General features: G+C 63.8%; 23 protein-coding genes. 11 read left to right on the forward strand and 12 right to left on the reverse strand.

Annotated features, from left to right (window positions below; all coding sequences use genetic code 11):
- Window positions 1-13: 13 nt before the first annotated feature.
- Window positions 14-613 (forward strand): LolA family protein, encoded by a 600-nt coding sequence (locus tag FOY53_RS10105; RefSeq protein ID WP_146588372.1) that lies wholly within the window; start codon window positions 14-16, stop codon window positions 611-613.
- A gap of 57 nt (window positions 614-670) precedes the next feature.
- Here the strand turns inward: FOY53_RS10105 and FOY53_RS10110 are convergent, their stop codons facing one another.
- Window positions 671-1,264, reverse strand: coding sequence for a transglycosylase SLT domain-containing protein (locus FOY53_RS10110; protein WP_146588374.1), 594 nt, complete (start codon window positions 1,262-1,264; stop codon window positions 671-673).
- A 287-nt stretch (window positions 1,265-1,551) separates the two neighbouring features.
- Here FOY53_RS10110 and hspQ point away from each other — a divergent pair, with 287 nt between their 5' ends.
- Entirely contained in the window at window positions 1,552-1,878 is a 327-nt protein-coding gene (gene hspQ, locus FOY53_RS10115; RefSeq protein WP_146588376.1) for a heat shock protein HspQ, read from the forward strand.
- Window positions 1,879-1,960: 82 nt separating this feature from the next.
- On the opposite strand, the gene FOY53_RS10120 is transcribed toward hspQ, so the two are convergent.
- The 8 genes from FOY53_RS10120 to FOY53_RS10155 form a co-directional block, all read right to left on the reverse strand.
- The gene (locus FOY53_RS10120) at window positions 1,961-3,001 is read right to left on the reverse strand and encodes a threonine aldolase family protein (RefSeq protein ID WP_146588378.1); all 1,041 of its coding nucleotides are present in this window, start codon (window positions 2,999-3,001) and stop codon (window positions 1,961-1,963) included.
- Window positions 3,002-3,472 carry a YcgN family cysteine cluster protein gene (locus FOY53_RS10125; RefSeq protein WP_146588380.1) on the reverse strand — a complete coding sequence of 157 codons (471 nt, stop codon included), beginning with the start codon at window positions 3,470-3,472 and terminating at the stop codon, window positions 3,002-3,004.
- On the reverse strand, window positions 3,469-4,401 hold the full coding sequence (locus FOY53_RS10130) for a bifunctional riboflavin kinase/FAD synthetase (protein ID WP_146588383.1): 933 nt from the start codon (window positions 4,399-4,401) through the stop codon (window positions 3,469-3,471). The genes FOY53_RS10125 and FOY53_RS10130 overlap by 4 nt, the downstream gene beginning before the upstream one ends.
- A 115-nt stretch (window positions 4,402-4,516) precedes the next feature.
- Window positions 4,517-4,960 (reverse strand): MaoC family dehydratase, encoded by a 444-nt coding sequence (locus tag FOY53_RS10135; RefSeq protein ID WP_146588385.1) that lies wholly within the window; start codon window positions 4,958-4,960, stop codon window positions 4,517-4,519.
- A 255-nt stretch (window positions 4,961-5,215) separates the two neighbouring features.
- On the reverse strand, window positions 5,216-6,088 hold the full coding sequence (locus FOY53_RS10140; protein WP_146588387.1) for a TIGR01459 family HAD-type hydrolase: 873 nt from the start codon (window positions 6,086-6,088) through the stop codon (window positions 5,216-5,218).
- A gap of 154 nt (window positions 6,089-6,242) precedes the next feature.
- Window positions 6,243-7,163 (reverse strand): manganese-dependent inorganic pyrophosphatase, encoded by a 921-nt coding sequence (locus tag FOY53_RS10145; protein ID WP_146588389.1) that lies wholly within the window; start codon window positions 7,161-7,163, stop codon window positions 6,243-6,245.
- Window positions 7,164-7,308: 145 nt separating this feature from the next.
- Complete coding sequence (locus FOY53_RS10150; RefSeq protein WP_146588391.1) at window positions 7,309-8,457, reverse strand: alkane 1-monooxygenase; 1,149 nt, start codon at window positions 8,455-8,457, stop codon at window positions 7,309-7,311.
- Between the two features lie 54 nt (window positions 8,458-8,511).
- Window positions 8,512-9,567, reverse strand: a complete 1,056-nt coding sequence (locus FOY53_RS10155; protein ID WP_146588393.1) for an A/G-specific adenine glycosylase — start codon at window positions 9,565-9,567, stop codon at window positions 8,512-8,514.
- A gap of 93 nt (window positions 9,568-9,660) precedes the next feature.
- On the opposite strand from FOY53_RS10155, the gene FOY53_RS10160 reads away from it, so the two are divergent.
- Genes FOY53_RS10160 through FOY53_RS10170 form a run of 3 tightly spaced genes read left to right on the forward strand, consistent with a single transcriptional unit; the run spans window position 9,661 to window position 11,998 of the window.
- Window positions 9,661-10,176, forward strand: coding sequence for a DUF721 domain-containing protein (locus tag FOY53_RS10160; RefSeq protein ID WP_146588395.1), 516 nt, complete (start codon window positions 9,661-9,663; stop codon window positions 10,174-10,176).
- A 29-nt stretch (window positions 10,177-10,205) separates the two neighbouring features.
- A complete protein-coding gene (locus tag FOY53_RS10165) occupies window positions 10,206-10,880 on the forward strand; it encodes a DsbA family protein (protein ID WP_146588397.1) in 675 nt (224 codons plus the stop codon).
- On the forward strand, window positions 10,877-11,998 hold the full coding sequence (locus FOY53_RS10170) for a CaiB/BaiF CoA transferase family protein (RefSeq protein WP_146588399.1): 1,122 nt from the start codon (window positions 10,877-10,879) through the stop codon (window positions 11,996-11,998). The genes FOY53_RS10165 and FOY53_RS10170 overlap by 4 nt, the downstream gene beginning before the upstream one ends.
- Window positions 11,999-12,112: 114 nt before the next feature.
- Here the strand turns inward: FOY53_RS10170 and FOY53_RS10175 are convergent, their stop codons facing one another.
- Both FOY53_RS10175 and FOY53_RS10180 read right to left on the reverse strand, forming a co-directional pair.
- Window positions 12,113-13,255, reverse strand: a complete 1,143-nt coding sequence (locus tag FOY53_RS10175; protein WP_146588401.1) for a saccharopine dehydrogenase family protein — start codon at window positions 13,253-13,255, stop codon at window positions 12,113-12,115.
- Entirely contained in the window at window positions 13,252-14,313 is a 1,062-nt protein-coding gene (locus tag FOY53_RS10180; RefSeq protein WP_146588403.1) for a saccharopine dehydrogenase, read from the reverse strand. The genes FOY53_RS10175 and FOY53_RS10180 overlap by 4 nt, the downstream gene beginning before the upstream one ends.
- A gap of 332 nt (window positions 14,314-14,645) precedes the next feature.
- Between FOY53_RS10180 and fdhF the strand changes: the two genes are divergently transcribed.
- Both fdhF and FOY53_RS10190 read left to right on the forward strand, forming a co-directional pair.
- Window positions 14,646-17,435, forward strand: a complete 2,790-nt coding sequence (gene fdhF / locus FOY53_RS10185; protein ID WP_146588405.1) for a formate dehydrogenase subunit alpha — start codon at window positions 14,646-14,648, stop codon at window positions 17,433-17,435.
- Window positions 17,436-17,696: 261 nt separating this feature from the next.
- Window positions 17,697-18,893, forward strand: a complete 1,197-nt coding sequence (locus FOY53_RS10190) for a Zn-dependent hydrolase (protein ID WP_146588407.1) — start codon at window positions 17,697-17,699, stop codon at window positions 18,891-18,893.
- Here FOY53_RS10190 and FOY53_RS23055 read toward each other — a convergent pair.
- Window positions 18,887-19,048, reverse strand: a complete 162-nt coding sequence (locus FOY53_RS23055; RefSeq protein ID WP_186766562.1) for a hypothetical protein — start codon at window positions 19,046-19,048, stop codon at window positions 18,887-18,889. The genes FOY53_RS10190 and FOY53_RS23055 overlap by 7 nt on opposite strands.
- Before the next feature lie 324 nt (window positions 19,049-19,372).
- Here FOY53_RS23055 and FOY53_RS10195 point away from each other — a divergent pair, with 324 nt between their 5' ends.
- The 4 genes from FOY53_RS10195 to FOY53_RS10210 all read left to right on the forward strand — a co-directional run bounded on the left by FOY53_RS10195 (window position 19,373) and on the right by FOY53_RS10210 (window position 24,444).
- Window positions 19,373-21,337, forward strand: a complete 1,965-nt coding sequence (locus FOY53_RS10195; protein WP_146588408.1) for an AMP-binding protein — start codon at window positions 19,373-19,375, stop codon at window positions 21,335-21,337.
- Window positions 21,338-21,476: 139 nt separating this feature from the next.
- Window positions 21,477-22,232 carry an ABC transporter ATP-binding protein gene (locus FOY53_RS10200; RefSeq protein ID WP_246107346.1) on the forward strand — a complete coding sequence of 252 codons (756 nt, stop codon included), beginning with the start codon at window positions 21,477-21,479 and terminating at the stop codon, window positions 22,230-22,232.
- A gap of 79 nt (window positions 22,233-22,311) precedes the next feature.
- The gene (locus FOY53_RS10205; RefSeq protein WP_146588412.1) at window positions 22,312-23,265 is read left to right on the forward strand and encodes a branched-chain amino acid ABC transporter permease; all 954 of its coding nucleotides are present in this window, start codon (window positions 22,312-22,314) and stop codon (window positions 23,263-23,265) included.
- Window positions 23,266-23,367: 102 nt separating this feature from the next.
- The gene (locus FOY53_RS10210) at window positions 23,368-24,444 is read left to right on the forward strand and encodes a branched-chain amino acid ABC transporter permease (protein WP_146588414.1); all 1,077 of its coding nucleotides are present in this window, start codon (window positions 23,368-23,370) and stop codon (window positions 24,442-24,444) included.
- Window positions 24,445-24,471 lie beyond the last annotated feature (27 nt).

A 24,471-nucleotide genomic window follows, 5' to 3' on the forward strand; every position in this document is an offset into this window, starting at 1 on the left:
AACAGGACAGACCATGAAACTTGCCGCCCTTATGACCGCCGCCCTCGTGACGCTGGCAACGGCCCTCCCGGCCGCTGCCGAGAAATTGTCGCTGAACCAGATCTCGGGCTATCTGAACCAACTGCAGTCCGCCAAGGGGGCGTTTACCCAGATCAATGCGGATGGCACCATCTCGACCGGTACGATTTACATCAAACGTCCGGGCCGGGTGCGGTTTGAATACAACCCGCCGGAACAGGCTCTGGTGCTGGCAAACTCGGGCCAGGTGGTGATTCTCGACAGGAAGTTGGGCGGCGCCCCGGAAAGTTATCCGCTCAGCCAGACCCCGCTGAGCATCATCCTCGCGCGCAACGTCAACCTGGGGCAGGCGAACATGGTGCGCGGCCACAGCTATGACGGCACCGCGACCACGGTGCTGGCGCAGGATCCCAAACGCCCGGAATACGGCACCATCGAGTTGAAGTTCACCGGGTCTCCGGTCGAGCTGCGGCAGTGGGTTATCAAGGATTCCAACGGCGCCAGCACCACGGTGGTGCTGCGCGAGCTGAGCCAGACCGAGGTCAGCAACGCGTTGTTCGACGTGCGCAGCGAACTGGCGAAAAGCAACCGGTAACGGTCTGCTTCCGGCGGCAGAGCCGGTCCGCGGAAAAGATCCGCGGACCCCGTTGCCCTAGCGGGCGGCGCGACAGCCGGACAGTTGCGCCTCGTAGATTGTCGCGCGCTGCCCGACCTCGCTGGCGACCCGCACCAGCCAGGCCTTCTGATTGTAGGACCCCCGCGAGAAACCGGTGCGCCCCTCGTGGTACGCAAGGTAATGGTTGCGGGCATCGGACATCTGGATTCCCAGCGAGTTGCGCGACTGCGCCATGTACCAGCCCATGAAATCGGTGGCATCGTCGATGCTGTCGCGCCGGGCCCGGTGTTTGCCGGTGGCGGCGACATATTCGTCCCAGGTGCCGTCCAGAGCCTGTGAATAGCCAAAGGCCGAGCTTTGGCGCCCGATGGGTATCACCCCGAGGGAATACTTGAACGGCGTGCGGGCATCGCCGATGAATTTGCTTTCCTGATAGATGGTTGCCATCTGAACGTGCATCGGCACGCCCCATTTGCGTTCCGCCGAGCGGAAGGCGCGGGTGTATTGCGGGCGCTCCTGGACGATGGCGCAGGCGTTGTCGAGATCGCGGGGCGCGGAGTAGTTTCCGCCGCCGCCGCCACAGGACGCCGTCAACAGCATAATCACCAGTGCGCGAAGAGTTCTGCTCATCTGCCTCTCGCTTTTTTTGGTTTTTTATTTTGTAAGACTGTACCCGATTGTCACTCTGTGGGAAATCACAAATCCATTATGCGGATTTCTCGGCTGTGCCCGATGACAGAGTCCTTGCATTCTTTGCGGGCAGGTTCATGATGGATATCCGGCTCAAGGTTCCGGACCGGCCGTGCATGCGAAGACTGTGTTGGTGCAGGCCACAGTGTGTTTCCGCCGGAATGTGTTCAAAAGTTGGACAACTTGCCATTGAAAGGTCTAAAAGTCCTCTGTAGAGGCGAGTGATCATGAATACCCAGCGCGCGAAATATCATCTCGGACAAGTCGTCCGCCACCGCAAACACCCCTTTCGGGGCGTCGTGTTCGATGTTGATCCGGAATTCAGCAACACCGACGAGTGGTACGAGGCGATTCCCGAGGACAGCCGACCGATCAAGGATCAGCCCTATTATCACCTGCTGGCCGAAAATGATCAGAGTTTCTATGTCGCCTACGTGTCCGAGCAGAACCTGATTGCGGATTATTCCGGTGAGCCGGTCGACCACCCCGATGTGCCCGACCTTTTCGGCGCGTTTCACGACGGCAGCTACGAGCTTCACTTTCAGATGAACTGATCGGGCCGCGCCCGTCACCGCCGCCGGTGCAGGAACTTCCGCAACACGCTTGGGCGGCTTGCGCCGTCCGGCTGACCTGCTGTCAGGCGCTGCGGACGAGGTCGAGGAAGCTGTCGATGTCGGCCGGGTTAAGCGACCAGTCGCAGACAAAGCGGGCGGAGAGCATCCGGTCCGGGTCGGTCCCGTCCAGCTTGCCGCTGATGTGGTACTGCGCACCCGCTGCCTTCAACCGCTTGTGAACCGCGCGGGGCAGGGCGGCAAAGATCATGTTCGCTGTCGGTTCGTTCTGGATCCTGGCGACGGATTGCAGGCCGCCCAGAAGCTGCGCCGCGCGGGCGTTGGCGGTTGTCGCCAGTTCCTGCCAGAGATCGTCGCGCAGATAGGCCGCCATCTGGGCGGCGAGGTAGCGGTGCTTGGAAAACAGGTGCGCGCCGCGCTTGCGCCGCAGCTCGAAGGCGCGGGCATGGGCGGGGTCAAAAAAAATCACCGCCTCGACCCCCATCAGGCCGTTCTTGGTGCCGCCAAAGACCGCGACGTCGATCCCGGCTTTCCAGCTCATTTCCGCCGGGGTGCAGTTCAGCGCGACGCAGGCATTGGCGAAACGCGCCCCATCGAGATGCACCGGCACGCCGTGGTTTGCGGCAACGGTGGCGAGGGCGCGCAACTGGTCAAGGCTGTAGACATTGCCCTGTTCGGTCACCTGGGTGATGGACACCGGGCCGCGCTGGGGGCCATGCACGCCGCGGTTGCCCTGCCCCTTGATCGCGCGGCGCAGCGCGTCCGGGGTCATGCGGTCGGAGCCGGGCACAAGGGTCAGCTTGGCACCGCCGGTGTAGAACTCCGGTGCGTTGCATTCGTCTTCGTGGATATGGGCGACCGGAGAGCAGAACACCGTGTCAAACGGCTGGCACAGCGTCGCCAGCGCCAGTGAGTTCGCGGCAGTGCCGGTGGCGACCAGATGCACCGCCGCGTCCGGCGCTTCGAACAATTCGCGCAGACGGTCGCAGACCTCGGTGGTCAGCGCGTCGCTGCCATAGGACATCACATGGCCGCTGTTGGCCTCGGTCAGCGCGGCCAGAACCTGCGGCGGAACCGGGCCGGAATTGTCCGATGCAAAGAACATTCAGGTCGGCTCCTCGATGATGTGGTCTTCCCAGTCGTCTTCATTGACCTCGAATTCGGCAACGGTGCGGTGCTGCATCGACACCCCGGCCGCGTGCACCGACTCGGGGGTGCCCGAAATCAGCGGGTGCCAGTCGAACAGCGGCTTTCCCTCCCACAGCAACCGGTAGGCACAGGTCTGCGGCATCCAGTAGGCGTGGGTGTCGATGTTGCCGGGCTTGAGCACGATGCATTCCGGCACGAACTGGTGACGGATCGGGTACTGTGCGCAGCGACAGGTGGTGTCATCGAACAGGCGGCAGGCCACACGGGTCAGCTCGACCTGGCCGGTGTCTTCGTCTTCCAGCTTGTTGAGACAGCATTTGCCGCAGCCGTCACACAGCGCCTCCCATTCCTCGGCGGACATCTGGGTGAGTTTCTTCTTTTCCCAGAAACGCTTTTTCAGCCCTTTGCGCGGAATCGGATCGCTCATAACGTGGCCAGGATCTGGCGGGTGCGGACGACGTCGGCCGCCATCTGGCGGGTCAGGGCCTCAAGGCTGTCGAACTTTTCTTCCGGCCGCAGAAAGTCGACAAGGGCCACAGACAGGGTGGCGCCATAGAGGTCGCCCTTGAAATCGAGCAGGTAGGTTTCGAGGTTGGCATGGTTGGTGCCGAACATCGGCCGCACCCCGATCGAGGCCGCCCCCTGATACTGACCCTGGTGCGGGCCGTCGGTCACATCGACCAGCACGGCATAAACCCCGAACCGGGGCGGGTGCAGCCCGTCTATGCTCATGTTTGCGGTTGGGTAGCCCAGCTCGCGGCCGCGCTGTTCGCCGCCAATCACTGTCCCCTGGATCCGGTGCCAATGGCCCAGCTGCGCGGCGGCGTCGCGCGGGCGGCCGTCGCTCAATGCGGCACGTATCGAGGTCGAACTGACTTCTCCGGCACTGTTTTCCAGCAAATTTGCGATGGTGACGCCAAAGCCCATTTCCGCGCCAAAGCGGACGAGGTCCGCGGCCTTGCCGGCGCGCCGGTGGCCAAAGCAAAAGTCCGCACCAACAACCACATGACGCAGGCCCAGCCCCTCGGCCAGCACCTTGTGGGCAAAGGTCTCTGGCGACAGCGCGGCAAGGGCGGCGTTGAACTTCAGCTCGTAGAGCCGGTCGACGCCCAGTTTGGCAAGCCGCGAGGCGCGCGCCGTGGGGCCCATCAGCCGAAAGGGCGGTGCCTCGGGTGCGAAATACTCGCGTGGATGCGGCTCGAAGGTCACAACGCCCAGCGGGGCATCGGGCACCGCCCGACGGGCCAGGTCGATCACCGACTGATGGCCCAGATGCACGCCGTCGAAATTGCCGATCGCGGCGCTGGCGCCGCGGTCGCTGGCTGCGACGAACTGATGATCCCGGATAATCCGCATGGGGCGAGGGTTAGCCGGGCATCACCGGCAACGCAAGACGCGACACTGCGGTATTGCCGCCGCTGCGGCGGTGACGTCTGTCCCGCCGCGCGACTGCCGTTGCCCTGGGCAGTGTTCAGTCGAATTTTCGGCTCGGTGCCAGCACCGTGGCTTCGCCGATCAGGACTTTCTTGCCATCGACAGAGCAATGGCATTCCAGTTTCACCCGCCGCTTGGTCAGGTCGATGTCGATCACCTTGACCTCGGCATAGACCGTGTCGCCGGGGCGCACCGGGGCGAGGAATTTCAGCGTCTGGCCCATGTACACCGTGCCATGGCCGGGCAATTGTTCGCCGATGACGGCCGAAATCAGGCCGGCAGTCAGCATCCCGTGGGCAATGCGGCCCTCGAAAATCGTGTCATTGGCGTAATCATCATCGAGATGCACCGGGTTCCGGTCTGTCGAAACTTCGGCAAAGAGCTCGATGTCACGGTCTGTCACCTGTTTGCGCAGGTACCGGGACATGCCCATCTCGATGTCTTCGATGCAGATGGTTCCACGCGGCAGGTTATCGAACATGTCTGACTCCATTTTCGTTGGCCCGGTAATAAATAGGCGAGATGTCACTCTCCTCAAGCAACTTTATTACTTCGCAAGCGCAGAAAATCAAGCAATACCTTTGGCGCGACAGGGCGCTTTGCCCGCCGGTGGCGGTTTTGTCGCAGATCCTCGGCGCAGGTGAACGACGCCCGAAGGCCCGGCGCAGGGCTCGGGTCAGGTCTTGGCAGACGCAATTGTGGGCGTTTTCTGCCCTGTGCCCGAATTCCGCGCGCTTCAGCGCAGAAAGCCGATGGCAAAGCTCGGGGTGGTTTCGGCAGTTTGCAGATACGTGGCAAGGGCGTCCGGGTCGGGCTGTTCCCTGGTCTTGGTCTCGGCCGCCGCGAGGCCGCCGGTGATGAACAGCGAATCGATGTCTTCGCCCATTGCACCGGAAATGTCGGTGTGGATGCCATCGCCGATGGCAAGGATGCCGCTGTTTGCCACAGCGCGACCCAGTTCGGCGAGGCGGCGGCGGGCAAGGTCATAGATCGGCGGATGCGGTTTGCCGAAATAAAGGCTCTCTCCGCCCATCTCGGTATAAAGCTGCGCCAGCGCACCGGCACACCATTCGCGCGAGTCGCCACGGTCAACGACAATGTCGGGGTTGGCACAGAGCAGTTTCAGGCCGTTCTGCTTGGCCAGCAGGAACTGCGGGCGGTAGATGGCCGGATCGGCCAGCGGATCTACGGGGCCGCAGCAGACGATGCCTTCGGCCTGCTCCAGCGGCACCTGGGTGATCTCGACCGGGTCGCTGACCACCTTCAGGGGCATGAAAAAGCCCTGTTCGTGCGGCTGGCCGATGAACCACACCTTCTGGCCGACCACGCCGGTGAACATTGCGGCGCGGGCTGAATCGCCGCTGGTGGCAATGGTGTCCCAGGCATCGTCAGGAACGCCGAACCGGGCGATCTGCTTTTCAACATTCACCCGGGGCTGTGGCGAATTGGTGACCAGCACCACTGCTCCGCCACCCTTGCGATAGGTCTGAAGCGCGGCCACGGCCGATGGAATGGCCCGGACACCGTCGTGGACACAACCCCAGAGGTCGACGAACAGCGCGTCGTAGCGGTCTGAAATCTCGGAAAGGGACTGGATCAACTGGGTCATCGGGCAGGGTCCTGACATGGGAAGGGGCTTGCGGAACATATGCACCCGCAGGCCCGTCTTGACCACCATCGGCTGCGTCCGGTTCCGGTTGCGGCGCGCCGGTGCAAAAAGGGCTGCCGTGGCAGCCCCTGGTCTTGCGGTCCGGGCCCGGGGCTCAGACCTTGAGGCTCGGGATGATCTGCTTCTTGCGGCTCATCACGCCGGGCAGCACCACGGTGTCACCGGAAACAGTTGCGCCAAAGCTTTTCTCGGCCACGGATTTCACCAGGTCGTTGGGCACCAGCAATGTTGCCTCTTCGTTGAGGATGTCGATCACGAAAAGCAGCACCTGATCGGCGCCGTCCTCTTTGGCGACATCCACCATCGAAGCCATCAGGCTGTCCTTGCGGTCCAGCACGATTTTCGGCGCGGTGGTTTCCAGCACCGAAACCCGGAAGTCGTGGCCGTCGACGGTGTATTCCTTGGAATCCATCCGCAGCAGTTCGGCATCCGAAAAGGACGAGACATCCGATTTTGCAGCAAACATCTCGGCGGCATAGGCCGGGATGTCCACGCCCAGTTCACCGGCCAGAGCTTGCGCCACGGCGGTGTCCTCGGGGGTGGTGGTGGGGCTGCGGAACTCCAGCGTGTCGGACAGGATGCAGGTCAGCATGGCGCCCTTGATGGCCCGGGGGGCCTTGGCCATGTCTTCGCCGATCATCTTGTGCATCAGGGTCGCGGTGCAGGCCAGCGGCTCGATGCGGATCTCGATCGGGCCTTTTGTTTCCAGCCCGCCGACGAGCTTGTGATGGTCGATGATGCCGCGGATATCGGCCTTGTTGATCGAGGCAGGCAGTTCTGCCGGATTGTTGGTGTCGACAATCACCACCGGCGCCCCGGCTTCGACATCGGCGATGATCGCCGGCTTGTCCAGGGACCAGTGGCGCAGCATGAAGGCGGCTTCGGTGTTGGGTTCGCCAAGCAGGACCGGTGTTGCCGCTTCGCCACGGATCTGCGTCAGATACCAGGCCCAGATGATCGCACTGCCGGTGCTGTCTGTGTCAGGGGATTTATGGCCAAAGACTTGCGTTGTCATCGGGGGTCCTCGCGATTGCGGAAAGCTGTTTCGCGGGCGTTATATGGGGGCGGTTGCGGCTTGTCACCTGCCGCTGCGGCACTGCGGCAATTGCGGGCCTTGTGCGGAGGGACCGGGCCACAACCGCTGGCGCGGCGTGGCGCGGTCAGCGGGGGGCGGGGGGGTCGGCGCGGTTGTATGGCGTCCAGTCGGTGATGTCGGGATAATACCTGTCGCGCCACTGACGTACGCGGGGGTTCATCACCCGGCGCCACAGCGGCGGGACCAGCGCGGCAACCGTCATCACCGGATAGCCGTAAGGCAGCTGCGGGGCGTCGTCGGCTGCATAGGTCTGCAACAGCGGAAAGCGGCGATCAGGCTTGTAGTGGTGATCCGAATGGCGCTGGAGGTTGATCAGAAGCCAGTTCGTGGCGCGCTGGCAGGCGTTCCAGGAATGCCGCGGCAGGACGTGTTCATACCGACCGTTGCCCAGGTGCCTGCGGGTCAGCCCATAGTGTTCGACGTAGTTCACCAGTTCGAGCTGCCAGATCGCGACAAATGCCTGCGCGACAAAGCAAAGCAGGCCGGTGGTGCCGCCGAGCAGGAGCGACAGCACCAGCATCGCCGCCTGAAGCCCCAAGTAACGCCAGAACGGGTTGCTTCGGTGTGTCCATGGCAGGCCCCTGCGGTCGAGCATGTCGCGCTCGGCCCGGAAGGACGAGATCAGCGACTGGCGCAGGACACGCGGGAAAAACCGGTAGAACCCTTCGTTGTAGCGCGCTGTCACCGGGTCGCGTGGTGTGCCGACATAGCGGTGGTGCACCAGAAGATGTTCCGAGCGGAAATGCGAATAGAGCACCATGGCCAGCAGCAGGTCGGCCATCCACCGCTCGAACCGGTTCTTCTGGTGCATGAGCTCGTGCGCATAGTTGATGCCGATCGTGCCGGTCATCACACCGCAGCCGAAGAACACGCCGAAGGTCTCGAGCCCCGACAGGTGTGTCGCGCGGGCCACGTACCAGATCAGCGCAAACAGGCTTAGAAATTGCAGCGGTGTCCAGATCAGGGTGATGGCGCGGTGCCAGACCAGCAGCGCGGCGTCGGTCTGCGGGTCGGGATTGTCGAGGTCCAGCCCGAGCAGCGCGTCAAGCAGCGAAAACAGATACCAGGTGAGGACGGGCGTTAGCAGGATCCAGGCACCGCCTTTTGCGGCGCCAAGCCAGACCAGCGGAATCAGGGCGAGCGAGATCCAGAACGGCAGCGCGGCCGGCAGGCGACCCTTTGGTTGGTCCTGGGCGGTGTTCTGGTCGGTCATCACAGGCCTCCTGCCCGGTTATAGGATGCGGCAGCGCATTGCCAAAGGACAACGTCACGTTCCCTGCGCCAACGCCAGTGCCTTGCGCATGACGGTTGGCAGATCCTCGGGGCTGAAATCGGGCGATTCAATGAAATCGCCGCGCTCGGGGCGGCGTTCCATCGGCACCAGCGCCGTCCTGACCGTCAGGCGCAGATGGAAATGGGTGAAGGTGTGGCGCGCCTCTCCGGCCACGGTCTTCCACTCGGCGCGGATCGGCGGCGCCTCTTGCGGCGCTTCGTTCCACTCGGATCCCGGCCAGCCCAGCATCCCGCCCAGCAGGCCCTTGTCGGGGCGGCGCTCGAGCAGCCAGGCGCCGTCGACGCGGCGGACAAGGTAGGCCACGCCCAGCCGAGTGGGTTTGCGTGCCTTGGGCGATTTTTTCGGCAGCTCGCTTTGCGTGCCTGCGGCCCAGGCCATGCAAGAGCGCCGCCACGGGCAGAGTCCGCAGGCCGGATTGCGTGGCGTGCAGATCGTCGCACCAAGGTCCATCACCGCCTGGGCATAGTCGCCGGGGCGCAGCACCGGCGTCAGTGCGCGGGCGCGTTCGGTCAGAATCGGTTTTGCCGAGGGCAGCGGAGTGTGTTCGTCGTAAAGCCGCGCCATGACGCGTTCGACATTGCCGTCCACCACCGTCTCGGGCAGATCATGGGCGATGGCGGAAATCGCGGCGGCGGTGTAGGGGCCGACACCGGGCAGGCTCAGCAGCACGGCCGGATCGTCCGGAAACACGCCATTGTGGTCCAGGGTCACGGCGCGGGCACATTTCAGCAGGTTGCGGGCCCGGGCGTAATAGCCAAGCCCGGCCCAGGCGGCCATCACCTCCGCGTCTTCGGCGGCGGCCAGGTCGGTGACGCGCGGCCAGCGGTCGGTGAAGGCCTCGAAATAGCTTTTCACGGCTGCGACCGTGGTCTGCTGCAACATGATTTCCGACAGCCAGATGCGGTAGGGATCGGGACGCTGCCCCGCCGCCCGCGCTGCCGGACCGACACGCCAGGGCATGGCGCGGGCATGGCGGTCGTACCATTCAAGCAGCGCCAGGGGGTCGGCAGGTTCACGTGGCTTTGACATAAGTTTGAACACGTCCCATGGGTCGGCGCATCATCCGGACTGGCGTCTGTGGCACGGGTCACTAGAATAGCACCTTGAGAGGGGATTCAACCCATGGCCCGACGCCCGTCAAGCACCCGCGGATTCGCCCGCACGTCATCCCTGCTGCAGGGGCAGATCCGGCGCACGAGCGAGGCGCGCGGCTTTGCCCAGTCCAGATTGCTGACCCACTGGGCCGAAATCGCCGGCGAGGACATCGCCGCCATCTCGCGCCCGGTCGAGGTGGGCTACGGGCGCGGCGGAATGGGGGCGACGCTGACGCTTCTGACCACGGGGTCCAATGCGCCGATGCTCGAGATGCAGAAGCTGAAACTGCGGGAAAAGGTCAATGCGGTCTACGGCTACAATGCCATCGCGCGCATCCGCATCACCCAGACCGCGGCCACAGGGTTTGCCGAAGGACAGGTGTCCTTCGACCACCGCCCCAAGGTGCAGGCCGCGGCAGAGCCGGACGCCGCCACGGTCGAACATGCCCGCGCCACCACCGGCGGTGTCGCGGACGCCGGGCTGCGTTCCGCGCTTGAACGACTGGCCACAAACATCATAATCAGATCGAAAGACCGGGCCTGAGGCCCTCTCTGACAAAAAAGGAACTGCTCATGAAACGGATGATCCCCATCACGGTGCTGGCGCTTGGCCTGATCGCAGGCGGCGGCTGGCTGCTGACGCAGCCGCGCACCACCACCACCGCCACTGGCCAGGAGATCAGCCTGCCGGGCGCTGCCGTGGCACAGGAGGCCGGAGCCGCTGTCGAAATCATCGAGATGTATCAGGGCGAGGCCGATGCCCCGGTCGAGGTGATCGAATACGCCTCGTTCACCTGCCCGCATTGTGCCAATTTCCACGCCACGGTCTATGACCAGCTCAAGGAAAACTACATCGACACCGGCAAGATCAAGTTCATCTACCGCGAGGTCTATTTCGACAAATACGGCATGTGGGGGTCGATGATCGCGCGCTGTGAGCCGACCAAGTTCTTCGGCATCACCGACCTGCTCTATGATGGCCAGAACGACTGGGCCCGCGCCGGCTCGGATGGCGCCATCGCCGATGGCCTGCGCAAGATCGGCCTGCTGGCCGGCATCGGCAAGGATCAGCTCGATGCCTGCCTGAGCGACGGCGACAAACTGCGCTCTCTGGTGGCCTGGTATCAGGAAAACGCCACCCGCGACGGCATCGAATCGACGCCTTCGTTCCTGATCGACGGCAAGAAGTACTCGAACATGAACTATGCCGACTTCTCGGCCATTCTGGACGAGAAACTCGGCGGATGACAGCGGCGCCCAACGGCCCGTTGGCCGGTCTCAAGGTGATTGAGCTTGCCCGCATCCTGGCCGGCCCCTGGGCCGGTCAGACCCTGTCGGACCTGGGCGCCGAGGTGATCAAGGTCGAGGCGCCGCAGGGGGACGACACCCGCAGGTGGGGCCCGCCCTTCATCGACCGCGACGACGACCACACCGCGGCCTATTTCCATTCCTGCAACCGGGGCAAGACCTCGGTCACCGTCGATCTGGCCAGCCCCGAGGGGCAGGAGACGATGCGCGATCTGGTCCGCGACGCCGATATCCTGATCGAGAATTTCAAGGTCGGCGGACTGCAGAAATACGGCATGGATTATGCCAGCCTGTCACAGATCAATCCCCGGCTGATCTATTGTTCGATCACCGGCTTCGGCCAGGACGGCCCCTATGCGCACCGCGCCGGGTATGACTACATCATCCAGGGCATGTCGGGCCTGATGTCGATCACCGGTGATCCCGGGGGGCAGCCGCAGCGCGCCGGGGTGGCGGTGACAGACATCTTTACCGGCGTCTATTCAGTGGCCGGCATTCTGGCCGCCCTGTACCAGCGTTCGGTGACGGGCAAGGGCCAGCAGATCGACATGGCGCTGCTGGACGTGGCGGTGTCGGTCACCGCCAATCAGGCGATGAACTACCTGGCCACCGGAACGCCGCCGGGGCGGATCGGCAACTATCACCCGAACCTCACCCCCTATCAGGTGTTCGACTGCAGCGATGGTTTCATCATCATCGCCACCGGCAACGATTCCCAGTACCAGCGGCTGTGCGGGTTGCTGGGGCTCGACGACATGGCGGCCGATCCGGCCTACCTGACCAATGCCGACCGGATCGCAAACCGCTCCGAGATGACCCGCCGGCTGACCGGGGCAACGCTGCGGATGACCAAGGCGGACCTGCTGGCCGCCTGCGAAGGCGCGGGAGTTCCGGCCGGACCGATCAACAACATGGCCGAGGTCCTGGCGGACCCGCATGTCCAGGCCCGCGGTATGCAGATTGCCCCCGAAGGTGTCCCCGGCCTGCGTGCGCCGTTCCGGTTCTCGGATGCTGATCTTGTGCTGGACAGGGCCTCGCCCCGGCTGGGCCGAAGCTGACACGCCTCAACGCGGTCGTCGCCAGGCGCGCGCGCCCGGTCCCCGTGGCCAAATATCCCGGGGGGGCCGGGGGGCTGGTCCCCCGGTCCCGTCGCCCGCAAAACCCACCCGGCCTCAGGCCAGGTGATCCACCACCCGCAGATCCTGCGCCAGCACGTCGACCTCTTCCAGCCAGCGCGCCACCAGCTTTGGATCGCCGGGCGCCGCCGAAACCCCTGCTGGTATCTCTCGGGCCATGACGGCCTCGACCGCCAGCGACACCGGCACCGACACCAGCCGCGCCATCGCCGTGCCGCGCGCATCGCCCCAGGCGTCCATGACATAGGTCCGGTGCCAGACCGGCACACCCTCGGCCTCGGCTTTCAGCGCCACGCACATCACCACCCGGTCGGGATCGTTCTCGCCATAGGCGTGTTCGGTCCAGAACTGATCCGACATTTCCTTCAGCCGCGCCTCGCCCTCCGGGCCCTGCAAGGTCTCGACCTCGCGGAACACCGGAGCCCAGGCCTCGGCCCAGCCATTCAGCCGGAGGGTGCCACGCACGAATTCCTTGACCTTCCATGTCGGATCGAAGTTGTAGGCATCCATGAACGGCAGTGAATCGCGGTTGGGATAGACCTCAAAGGTCTCGGGCACCGCCAGCGGCGCGTCATAGCTGCCCAGCGCATCCCAGGGCCGCGCGACCCGCAGTTCGCTGAAGGCACGGACAGAGCGCGACGGCGAACGCAGCGCCTTGAGCACACCCAGCGGCGACCAGCTGAACTTGTAGCGAAAGGCGTTGGCGTGTTTCGGCACACCGCCGCAATAGGAGGTAAAGGACAGCACGTTGCCCGGCTCATAGGCGTCCGAGCGCCGGTAGTCCGCCACCAGGTGATGCGCCATCAGATGGTCGATGCCGGGGTCCAGCCCGACCTCGTTCACCAGTGCCACCCCCTTCAATTGTGCCTTGGCATGCAGCGAACGCATTTCGGGCGCGATATAGGATGAGCTGACAAAGTGTGCTGCCTTGGCGATGGCCAGTTCCGCGAGTGGCACGTGCCAGTCGGCGGGCAGCATCGAGACCACCACGTCACCCGGCTGGAGTTCGGCCTCCAGCGCGTCCAGCTCGAACTCGTGGATGCGCTGGGTCAGGTCGCCGACGGCATCCTCGGCCTTGTCGATGGTGCGGTTCCAGACCGTCACCTCATGGCCCGCCGTGATCAGCCGCCGCAGTCCGGGCACCGCCGACAGGCCGGTGCCGCACCAGTGAATCGTCATGCTGTCACCTTTTTGCTGTGATCTTCAAAATGCTGAAACGCCCGGCCCCAGACACCAGCCCGCAGATCGTCCAGTGTCATGAGGGATGGCAGCAGCTGGCCTGCGTAATCCCGCGAGGATTCCACCGGCAACATCGAAGGCAGGTTGTCGATGGCCGTCACGTCCAGCGGCGGCGAGTCATGCACACGCAGCGCCGGAGTGTCCCAGGTGGTGGTGCGGTCATAGACCTTGACCGGAGAAAAATCGCTGGTCGGGTCACAGGCGATATCGCCGATCACCGTCAGGCGGCGCGGCGCGGCACCGGTATCCGCAGGCACAAAGACCGGGGCGCCGGGCTGGGCCAGGATGCAGTTGAGGAATATCTCATGCTGCAAAACCTCGGGGAAGGGGCCGCCATGGGCTGTCTGGGCCAGATCCCAGCCGGTGACCGGAAGACCCATCGCCGTACAAAGATCGGTTGCCCCGCTGCCCACGCGGCCCAGAGCGCCGATCACCAGCACCGAGGGCGGCGCTGTCTCGACGCTGGCCATGGCGTTGCGCAATTCGGCCTGCAGTGCCTCGGCAGAGCCATAGGTCTGGACGCTGCCGCAAGTTTTGCCCCGCTGCTGCGCGATCCAGCACATCAGGGCGACCGCCGCACCGGCGTAGCCTGCCCAGTAGCCGAAGGCCGCCACCCGCCGTCCGTTGCCGTCTGTCAGGTACTCGAGGTCGTACAGGGCGCCGCCGCCGGCCCTGAACCGGCGCAGCAGACGCTGACCATCCGGCTGCCCCTTGTAGGCATGGCCGAACATGATGTGGCGGTGACGCAGGGGCGTGCCGTCGTCGGGCAATTCCTTGAGCCCGAAGATGACGGCTTCGGTCGGTGCGTTGACCCAGCTGCCCTCTGGCGCAATCTGCGCGCCCGCCTGGACATAGCCCGTGACCGGCACCGCGCGTTGCGAGCTCTCTTCGAAGGTCACGCGAAATCCCTTGTCGATCAGCGCGCGAACACCCTCCGGCGTGATTCCGACGCGCTCTTCGTTCGGGCGCTGTTCCGCGCGCACCCACAGATGTACCATGTATGAAATCCCCTGTTTGCGGCGACACTAGCGCGGATTGCGCCGGGCATAAAGATACCAGCTTCTCCCGCGGGCCTGCGCCGTCGGCGCACCTTCTCGGGGCCGGAATAGCCCGGGGCGGTCCGCAGGACGGGGGGCGGCGCCGCCGAAATCACCCCCCGAAACCACCGCCCCGACCAGGCCGCGATCGGAAAGTGGTCGCGGCAACGCAGATCGCGTGACGCCTATCGGAAACACCAAGGCCGCCTTTGCTAGGCTAGGAGTCGGAATTGACGCCCCCCCGTGTCAGCGGTCATGGTCTAGAATGCACCAAAGCACGGAAAGGCGCCTCCATGTCCGATACCATCCTGTTCACCCTTGACGGCCAGCAGGTCGAGGCCCCGAAGGGCGCAACGATCTGGGAGGTCGCCAACGGGCGTGGTCTGGTAATCCCGCATCTGTGCCACAAACCGGCGCCGGGGTATCGTCCGGACGGCAACTGCCGTGCCTGCATGGTCGAGATCGAGGGCGAGCGCACTCTGGCCGCCTCGTGCATCCGCGAACCCGTCGAGGGCATGGTGGTCAGCACCGAGTCGGGCCGCGCCCGGACCGCCCGCAAGATGGTGGTCGAGATGTTGCTGGCCGATCAGCCCGAGCGCGACGCGGCGCATGACAAATCGAGCCACCTCTGGGACATGGCCGACCTGAATGGCGTGACCACCAGCCGTCTGCCCACGGTCGAGGCAGAGCGCATTCCGCTGCTGGATGACAGCCATGTGGCGATGAAGGTCAATCTGGATGCCTGCATCCAGTGCGGGTTGTGCGTGCGTGCCTGCCGCGAGGTGCAGGTCAACGATGTGATCGGCATGGCCGGGCGCGGGCATGACGCCTATCCGGTGTTTGATCTGGATGATCCGATGGGGCAGTCGACCTGCGTCGCCTGCGGCGAATGTGTTCAGGCCTGCCCGACGGGTGCGCTGATGCCCTCCTCGGTGATGGACGACCAGCAGCAGGGCGACAGCAAGGATTTCGACACGGAGGTGAAATCGGTCTGCCCGTTCTGCGGAGTCGGTTGTCAGGTCAGCCTCAAAATCAAGGACAACAAGGTCAAATATGTCGAGGGCATCAACGGCCCGGCCAACGAAGGCCGGCTCTGTGTCAAGGGGCGCTTTGGCTTTGACTACATCCACCATCCTCACCGGCTGACGAAACCGTTGATCCGTCGTGACGACGCGCCGGAAAAGGGTCTGAATGTCGACCCGGACAACCCTTTCACCCATTTCCGCGAGGCCAGCTGGGACGAGGCGATGGAATTTGCCGCCAAGGGACTGGTCGACCTGCGCTCGCTCTGGGGCGGGGCATCGGTGGCGGGTTTTGGCAGCGCCAAATGCACCAACGAAGAAGCCTACCTGTTCCAAAAGCTGATCCGTCAGGGGTTCAAGCACAACAACGTCGATCACTGCACCCGGCTGTGCCATGCGTCGTCCGTTGCGGCCCTGATGGAAAACGTCGGATCGGGCGCGGTGACGGCCACCTTCAACGAGATCGAAAACGCTGATGTCGCCATTGTCATCGGCGCCAACCCGACCGAAAACCATCCCGTGGCCGCGACGTTCTTCAAGCAGTTCGCAAAGCGCGGCGGCGAACTGATCGTGATGGATCCGCGCGGGCAGACCGGCCTGAAGCGGCACGCCAAGCATCTGCTGCAGTTCCGCCCCGGCACCGATGTGGCGCTGCTGAATGCGATCATGAACGTCATCGTCGAGGAAAAGCTGTACGACAGGCAGTATATTGAGGGCTTTACCGAAGGATTCTTTGAATTCCGCGACCATATCCGGGCCTTCACCCCGGACCGCATGTCCGAACTCTGCGGCATCGACGCCGACACCATTCGCACCGTTGCGCGCGACTTTTCCCGCGCCCGTGCCGGAATGATCTTCTGGGGCATGGGGGTCAGCCAGCACATCCACGGCACCGACAACTCGCGCTGCCTGATCTCTCTGGCGCTGCTCTGTGGCCATGTCGGACGGCCCGGCACCGGGTTGCATCCGCTGCGCGGCCAGAACAACGTCCAGGGCGCATCCGATGCCGGGCTGATCCCCAACGTGATGCCGGATTACCAGTTGGTCACCGACCCGGAAGTGCGTGACCTGTTCCGCCACATCTGGCGCGGGACCGAGATCGACGCCAAGCCCGGCCTGACGGTGGTCGAGATCATGGACCGGGTCTACCGGGGCGAAATCAAGGGCATGTACGTGCAGGGCGAGAACCCGGCGATGTCGGACCCGGATGTGGAACACGCCCGCCGGGCGCTGGCCAAGCTCGACCATCTGGTGGTGCAGGATATCTTCCTGACCGAGACGGCGATGTACGCCGACGTGATCCTGCCTGCCTCGGCGCTGCCGGAAAAGACCGGCACGGTGACCAACACCAACCGTCAGGTGCAGATGGTGCGCAAGGCCGTGCCAACCCCCGGAGAGGCGCGGGAGGACTGGATCATCCTGGTCGACCTGGCGCGGCGCATCGGGCTGGAATGGGATTATGACGATCCGCGTGAGATCTTTGACGAGATGAAGATGTCGATGCGCAGCCTGCAGAACATCACCTGGAAACGGCTCGAAAACGAAGGGGCCGTGACCTATCCCTGCCTGGGTCCGAACGATCCCGGACAGGCGGTGGTGTTCGGTGACGGCTTTCCGCGCCGCGCGGGCCGGGCCAAGTTCACTCCGGCGCGGGTGACGCCGCCGGCAGAGATGCCGGATGACAAATTTCCGATGATCCTGACCACGGGGCGACAACTCGAGCATTGGCACACCGGGTCGATGACCCGGCGGTCAACTGTGCTCGACGCGGTCGAGCCCGAGGCGAACTGTTCGCTGAACCCCAAGACCTTGCGCAAGCTGGGGGTGACTCCGGGCGGACTGGTGCGGCTGACAACGCGGCGCGGCACCCTGGACGTGATGGCCCGCGCCGATCGTCAGGTCGCCGAGGACATGGTGTTCCTGCCGTTCGCCTATGTCGAGGCGGCGGCCAACATCCTGACCAACCCGGCGCTGGACCCGTTCGGCAAGATTCCGGAATTCAAATACTCGGCGGTGAAAGTCGAGAAGGTGGACAAAGCCGATCCGGTCGCGGCGGAATGAGAGAATCGGATCCGCGCCGCCACCGCACCTGCGGCCGCGCGGACCTTGCCGATCCCGGCATCTTGAATCTGTAGAACAATGCCTGCGCCCCTGGTTCAGGGGCCGGGCATGCGGACTGTCGCCGCAGCCCTCTGCCCAGGGCATACCATCGACGACTGTGCCGCCCTTCTTGAATCTGTATAGGTGTCGGCACACAGTGCGGTTCGGTCGATCCTCGGCAGGCCGCGCATTCACTCCAACATTTTCTGAGCAGGTCCACCGATGCAACCCAATCCTGAACGGTTTCTGGCCGACCTTCACACCCTGCGGAGCTTTGGCGCCTCGGGTGTGGGACGAGGTGTCGTGCGCCCGGCCTATTCCGATGCGGACATGGCGGCGCGGGACTGGCTGGCGGCCAGGATGCAGGCGGCCGGGCTGGACGTGTCCTTTGATCCGGTCGGTTCGCTGTTCGGTGTGGCGCGCGGGCCGTCGCTGCTGCTGGGCTCGCACAGCGACAGCCAGCCCGAGGGCGGCTGGCTTGACGGCGCTCTGGGTGTGATCGCGGCATTGGAAATCGCGCGGGCAAGCCGCGAAGCAGGCGGCCCGCCGGTGTCCGTGGTGTCGTTCCAGGACGAAGAGGGCCGGTTTGGCGTCACCACCGGCAGTTCGGTCTGGGGCGGCGCTCTGACATTGGACGCAGCGGACGCCTTGCTGGATCGCGATGGTGTGACCTTTGCCGAGGCCCGGGCGCGGATGGGCGCACGCTGCGGTGCCTTTGTCGATCCGGCGCAATTCACCGGCTTCATCGAGATGCATATCGAACAGGGCCCGACGCTGATCACGAGCGGCGAAAAGGCTGGCGTGGTGTCGGCCATCGTCGGAATCCGGGATGTCAAGATTACCTTCGGCGGACAGCAGAACCATGCGGGTACCACACCGATGGGCCTGCGCCGTGATGCCTTTCAGGCTCTGTCCGCGTTCAACGCGCGGATCAACGACCGATTGCGCCCTGTTGTGACCCCGGCAACCGTCTGGACGATCGGGCAGGTGGCGCTGCATCCCAACGCCGCGTCCATCGTGCCGGGGCGGGTGACATTCTCGATGCAGTGGCGCGACGGTGACAGTGACCGGCTGCGCCGGATGGAAGAAGTCATCCGCGACACCGCCGCCGAGGTGGCCGCCGAGATGGGGCTGTCACTGGACTACGGCCCGATGCTGGGCCTGGAGCCTGTGGCGATGGATGGCCGCCTGCGCGCAGGACTTGAAGCGGCAGCCGAAGCCGAGGTGCCGGGCAACTGGCGGGTGATGCCTTCGGGTGCGCTGCACGATGCGACCAACGTGGCGCGCCTGATGCCGGTGGCGATGCTGTTCGTCCCGTCCATCGGCGGCATCAGCCACGACTTTGCCGAGGACACCGATGAAACGGATCTGGTCACCGGGCTGACGTTGCTGGCACGGGCTGTCGCGGCGCTTCAGTAACCCATCGTTGCCCGCAGCAGCGGCAGAAGCGCGGCGGCGGCGATCCCGACAAGGGCACCGATGACCAGACGTGCCATCAGGCCCGGGAATCCCGGGGCGACGGCACTGAGGCAGGCACAGACGGTGGCATAAAAGCCGAGCGTGATCGGGTCCATGCGTCAGGCTACCACAGGATAACGTCGCGTAAACAGTGGCTGTGCCAGTCGCGGCACGTTTTCCGGGTTCGGCCCCGGCCGATCGCACCGGCAGGCGGGCGCAGCGCCTTGCCGTATGCGCCGCCCGTGTCGCGCCGTTGTCTGGGCCACTGGTCCGGGTCTGCCGGAATGGGACCAAAGTCGGAGCCGACCGACAAACTAATTCTTGACCTGTGAGTGCAGATCGCAAGGATTGATGGCAACGGCCACAGGCCGCACAAACGAGCCGCACAAGCGGTCGAAAGCACCGGTAACCCGGTGTGTGGGAGGAAAGACTTGGCGTATATGTCCAAGGGCGCAGAGGGTCTGCGCTCGATTCCGGCGCTGTTGCGACGCAATGCTGAATTGCATGGCGCGGCGCCCGCATATCGCGAGAAAGAATACGGTATCTGGCAAAGCTGGACCTGGGCCCAGACCGAAGAACAGATCGAGGCGCTGGCGCTGGGTCTGCTGGACCTGGGGGTTGCTCCGGGTGAATTCGTTGCCGTCATCGGGCACAACCGGCCGTATCTCTACTGGTCCATGGTTGCGGTGCAGATGATCGGTGCCGTGCCGGTGCCGCTGTATCAGGACGCGGCAGCCGAAGAGATGGAATATGTGCTGATCCACTGCGGAGCGCGCCTTGTGATCGCCGCAGATCAGGAACAGGTCGACAAGGTGATCGGCGTGCAGGACGCCTGCCCGCAATTCGAAGAGCTGATCTATCTGGATCCCAAGGGGTTGCGCAAATACGACCATGCCCATCTGCGTGCCTTTCAGGCGGTGCAGGAAAAAGGACGTGCGCGGCGCGGTGACCTGGGGGAGGAACTGGCGCGGCGTCGGGCCCTGCTGGGGTATGACGACATCTGTGTGATGCTCTACACCAGCGGAACCACGGGCAAGCCGAAGGGTGTGGTCTTGTCCAACCGCAACATCATAGAAACGGCGAAATCAAGCGCGGCGTTCGATCACCTGACGGTCGGCGAGGAGGTTCTGGCCTATCTGCCGATGGCCTGGGTGGGGGATTTCATCTTTTCCATCGGTCAGGCCTATTGGGCCGGCTTCTGCGTGAACTGCCCCGAAAGCCCCGAGACGATGATGACGGATCTGCGCGAGATCGCGCCGTCCTATTACTTTGCCCCGCCCCGGGTGTTCGAGTCCCAGCTGACGCAGATCATGATCCGGATGGAGGACGCCAGTGCTCTGAAGCAGCGGCTGTTCCATCACTTCATGGAGGTGGCGCGACGGGTCGGCCCCCGGATACTCGATGGCAAGCCGGTGTCGGCACTGGACCGGCTGCGTTACCGGCTGGGAGAGTTTCTGGTTTACGGGCCGTTGAAGAACACGCTGGGTCTGAGCCGGGTCCGGGTCGGCTATACGGCCGGCGAGGCGATCGGTCCGGAGATATTCGACTTTTACCGGGCGCTGGGCATCAATCTCAAGCAGCTCTACGGCCAGACCGAGGCCTCGGTGTTTATCACCCAGCAACCGGATGGCGAGGTCCGCTCGGACACGGTGGGGGTGCCGTCGCCTGGCGTCGAGATCCGCATCGCCGAGAACGGCGAGGTCTTCTACCGCTCGCCCGGGGTCTTCGTCGAGTATTACAAGAACGCCGAAAGCACGCGAGACACCAAGGACGGCGAGGGCTGGGTGGCCACTGGCGATGCCGGTTTCATAGAAGAGGGATCAGGCCATCTGCGGATCATCGACCGGGCAAAAGATGTCGGCACGATGGCGGATGGCGCGCTGTTCGCGCCGAAATACGTCGAGAACAAGCTCAAGTTCTATCCCAACATCCTCGAGGCGGTGGTGATGGGGGCGGGGCGGGACAAATGCTGTGCCTTTATCAACATCGACCTCACAGCCGTCGGCAACTGGGCCGAGCGCAACAATATCGCCTATGCCTCCTACCAGGAGTTGGCGGGACATCCGCAGGTGCTGGACATGATCCAGAGCCATGTCGAGGAGGTCAACGAGAGTGTGGCGCGGGACGACATGTTGTCGGGCTGCCAGGTGCATCGCTTTCTGGTGCTGCACAAGGAGCTGGACGCCGACGACGGCGAATTGACCCGCACCCGCAAGGTGCGCCGCAAGATCATCGGTGAAAAGTTCGTCGATCTGGTCGAGGCGCTCTATGGCGGTGCAGGCAGCGTCTATACCGAAACCGAAGTGACCTATGAGGACGGGCGCAAGGGCAGGATCAAGGCGACGCTGGAGATCCGGGACGCCAGGGTCGTACCGGTCCGGCCTGCGACATTGGCCGCGGAATGAGCGCGGGAAAAATCTTCGTACGAAGATTTTCCTGCAAAGAATTTTCGTGCGAAAATTCTGGCGCCCAGAGGGGAGGGATTGTGTGAAGGATACCCAGGGATACCTGACTGCGGATGGCCGCCAGATCGGCGGGGTGCTGATGGAGATGCGCAATATCACCCTGCGATTTGGCGGAGTCGTGGCGATCGAGGACATCTCTTTCGACATTCGCGAGGGTGAGATCCGGGCAATCATCGGACCGAACGGTGCTGGAAAATCGTCGATGCTCAACATCATTTCGGGGTTTTATACGCCCAGTAATGGCGAGGTCTGGTACAAGGGCGCCCCCCGGCCGCTGATGAAGCCCTACGAAGTGGCGCGGATGGGGGTGGCGCGCACCTTTCAGAACATCGCACTGTTCGAGGGAATGACGGTACTGGACAACGTGATGACCGGTCGGTTGACACATATGCATGCCGGTCTTCTGAGCCAGGCGCTGTGGTGGGGCCGCGCCCGGGACGAGGAGATCGCCAACCGCGAAGTGGTGGAAAAGGTCATCGATTTTCTGGAAATCCAGAACATCCGCAAGACCCCGGTGGGTCGGCTTCCCTACGGATTGAAAAAGCGCGTCGAGCTGGCCCGGGCGCTGGCGGCGGAGCCGAGCCTCCTGCTGCTGGACGAACCGATGGCGGGTATGAACGTCGAGGAAAAGGAGGACATGAGCCGCTTCATCCTCGATGTGAACGACGAATTCGGCACCACCATCGCGCTGATCGAGCATGACATGGGGGTCGTCATGGACCTGTCGGACCGGGTGGTGGTGATGGATTACGGCAAGAAGATCGGCGACGGCACGCCGGACGAGGTGCGCGGCAATCAGGATGTGATCGACGCCTATCTGGGTGTGGCGCATTGAGGAAAACGGGGGCAGGAGGGCGCATGGACACTGGAAAGAGGACCTGTGGCAGGGGCGGTGCAGGGGGCGGGACGACGTCATGCTGACCGAGATCTTTATCAAGCCGTTCGCCGATATGGTCGAGGCCCCCGATTTCCTGTTGCAGGTGCTGTGGGAAGGGCTGGTATCGGGTATTCTGTATGCGCTGATTGCGCTGGGCTTTGTGCTGATCTACCGCTCGAGCCGGATCTTCAACTTTGCCCAGGGAATCATGGTGGTCTTTGCCGCGCTGACGCTGGTCGGGTTGCACGCGATGGGCGTGCCCGCCTGGGTGTCGGTCGGACTGACATTGCTGGTTATGTTCGGTCTCGCCGTGGCGATCGAACGGGTGGTCCTGCGACCGCTGGTGGGGCAGCCGGACATCATCCTGTTCATGGCGACAATCGGCGTCACGCTGTTCCTGATCGGACTGGGAGAGATCATCTTTGGCGGCGAGAACAAGGTGATGATCACCGAAGAATTGGGCATTCCGACCGGTTCAATCCTGTTCGAACCCTGGGGCGGGCTGCTGATCCTTGAACAAAAGGACATCACGGCGGTGATCGTCGCGGCGCTGCTGGTGGTTGCCCTGCTGCTGTTCCTGAACAAGACGCGGATGGGCCGGGCGATCCGGGCACTGGGGGACGATCATCAGGCGGCCCTGTCCGTGGGTATCAGCCTGCAGACGATCTGGGTGCTGGTCTGGTTCATTGCCGGGATCATCGCCCTGGTCACCGGCATCGCCTGGGGCGCACGGGCCGGGGTCAGCTTTGCGCTGGAAGTCATCGCCTACAAGGCCTTGCCGGTGCTGATGCTCGGAGGGCTCGAAAGCATCAGCGGCGCGATCATTGGCGGGCTGATGATCGGGATGCTGGAAAAGCTGTTCGAGATCTACTGGGGTCAGCCGCTTCTCGGAGGCAATACCGAGACCTGGTTCGCCTTTGTGCTGGCACTGATCGTGCTGCTGTTCCGCCCGCAGGGGCTGTTCGGGGAAAAGATCATTGAACGTGTGTGACAAAGCGCAGCCGCTGAGCGGGTGGGGCGCCTGCGGCAGGATCGCAATTCGGAAGAGATAAGGTTCAGCAGGCCCGACGGGCGGTGAGGAAGACAGGCAGACATGTTTTACAGAACGGCCGGACAGTTCAAGACCAGCTACGAGTCGGATCAGGCGCTGTTTCCGGTGCGCCAGGATGCCATTCTGCTGGCGGTCATCCTGGTCTTTGCCTGGGTGATCTTTCCGCTGACGGCGAGCGAGTTCACCTTCCAGACGCTTTTGATCCCGATCCTGATCTATGCGCTGGCGGCGATGGGGCTGAACATTCTGACCGGATATGCTGGCCAGTTGAGCCTCGGCACGGCCGCCTTCATGGGGGTGGGCGCCTATGCCTGCTACAAGATGGTGACGCTGATGCCCTGGCTGAACCCGGTGGTGGCGATCCTGCTGTCCGGCGTCTTCAGCGCCGGGGTCGGGGTTGCCTTCGGCATTCCGAGCCTGCGGATCAAGGGATTTTACCTCGCCATTGCCACACTGGCGGCGCAGTTTTTCCTGGTATGGTTGTTCGAGAAATGGGCCTGGCTGTACAATTACAACGCCAGCGGCGCCATCCAGGTGCCGAACCTGACCATGTTCGGAGTCTATGTGGCCGGGCCGCAGGCGGATTCCTGGGTGCAGTATTATCTGGTGCTGGCGATCGTGTCGGTGATGACGGTGCTGTGCATCAATCTGACCCGCGGCAATCTGGGGCGGACCTGGAAGGCGACCCGGGATGTGGACATTGCCGCGGAACTGATCGGCATAAACCTGATGAAGAGCAAGCTCACCGCCTTTATGGTGTCGTCCTATGTAGTCGGCGTCGCCGGGGCGCTGTTTGTGTTCATGTGGCGCGGCGCGGCCGAACCGAACCTGTTCGACATTCCGCTGAGCTTTCGGATCCTGTTCATCGCGATCATCGGCGGGCTGGGCTCGATCCTCGGGAATTACCTGGGCGCCATCCTGATCGTCGGCTTGCCGGTGGTGCTGGGCACCTTGCCTGCCGCTCTGGGCATACCCATCTCATCATCCATGGTCGAGCACATCAACGTGATGATGGTGGGCGGGCTGATCGTGTTCTTTCTGATCATCGAACCGCACGGCCTGGCACAGCTGTGGCGGCTGATCCGCGAAAAGCTGATCATCTGGCCGTTCCCGCATTAGGGCGGCCCAACAAACCAAAGCGTGAGC

It is taken from the genome of Puniceibacterium confluentis (assembly GCF_007923445.1).
GTDB lineage: Bacteria > Pseudomonadota > Alphaproteobacteria > Rhodobacterales > Rhodobacteraceae > Puniceibacterium > Puniceibacterium confluentis.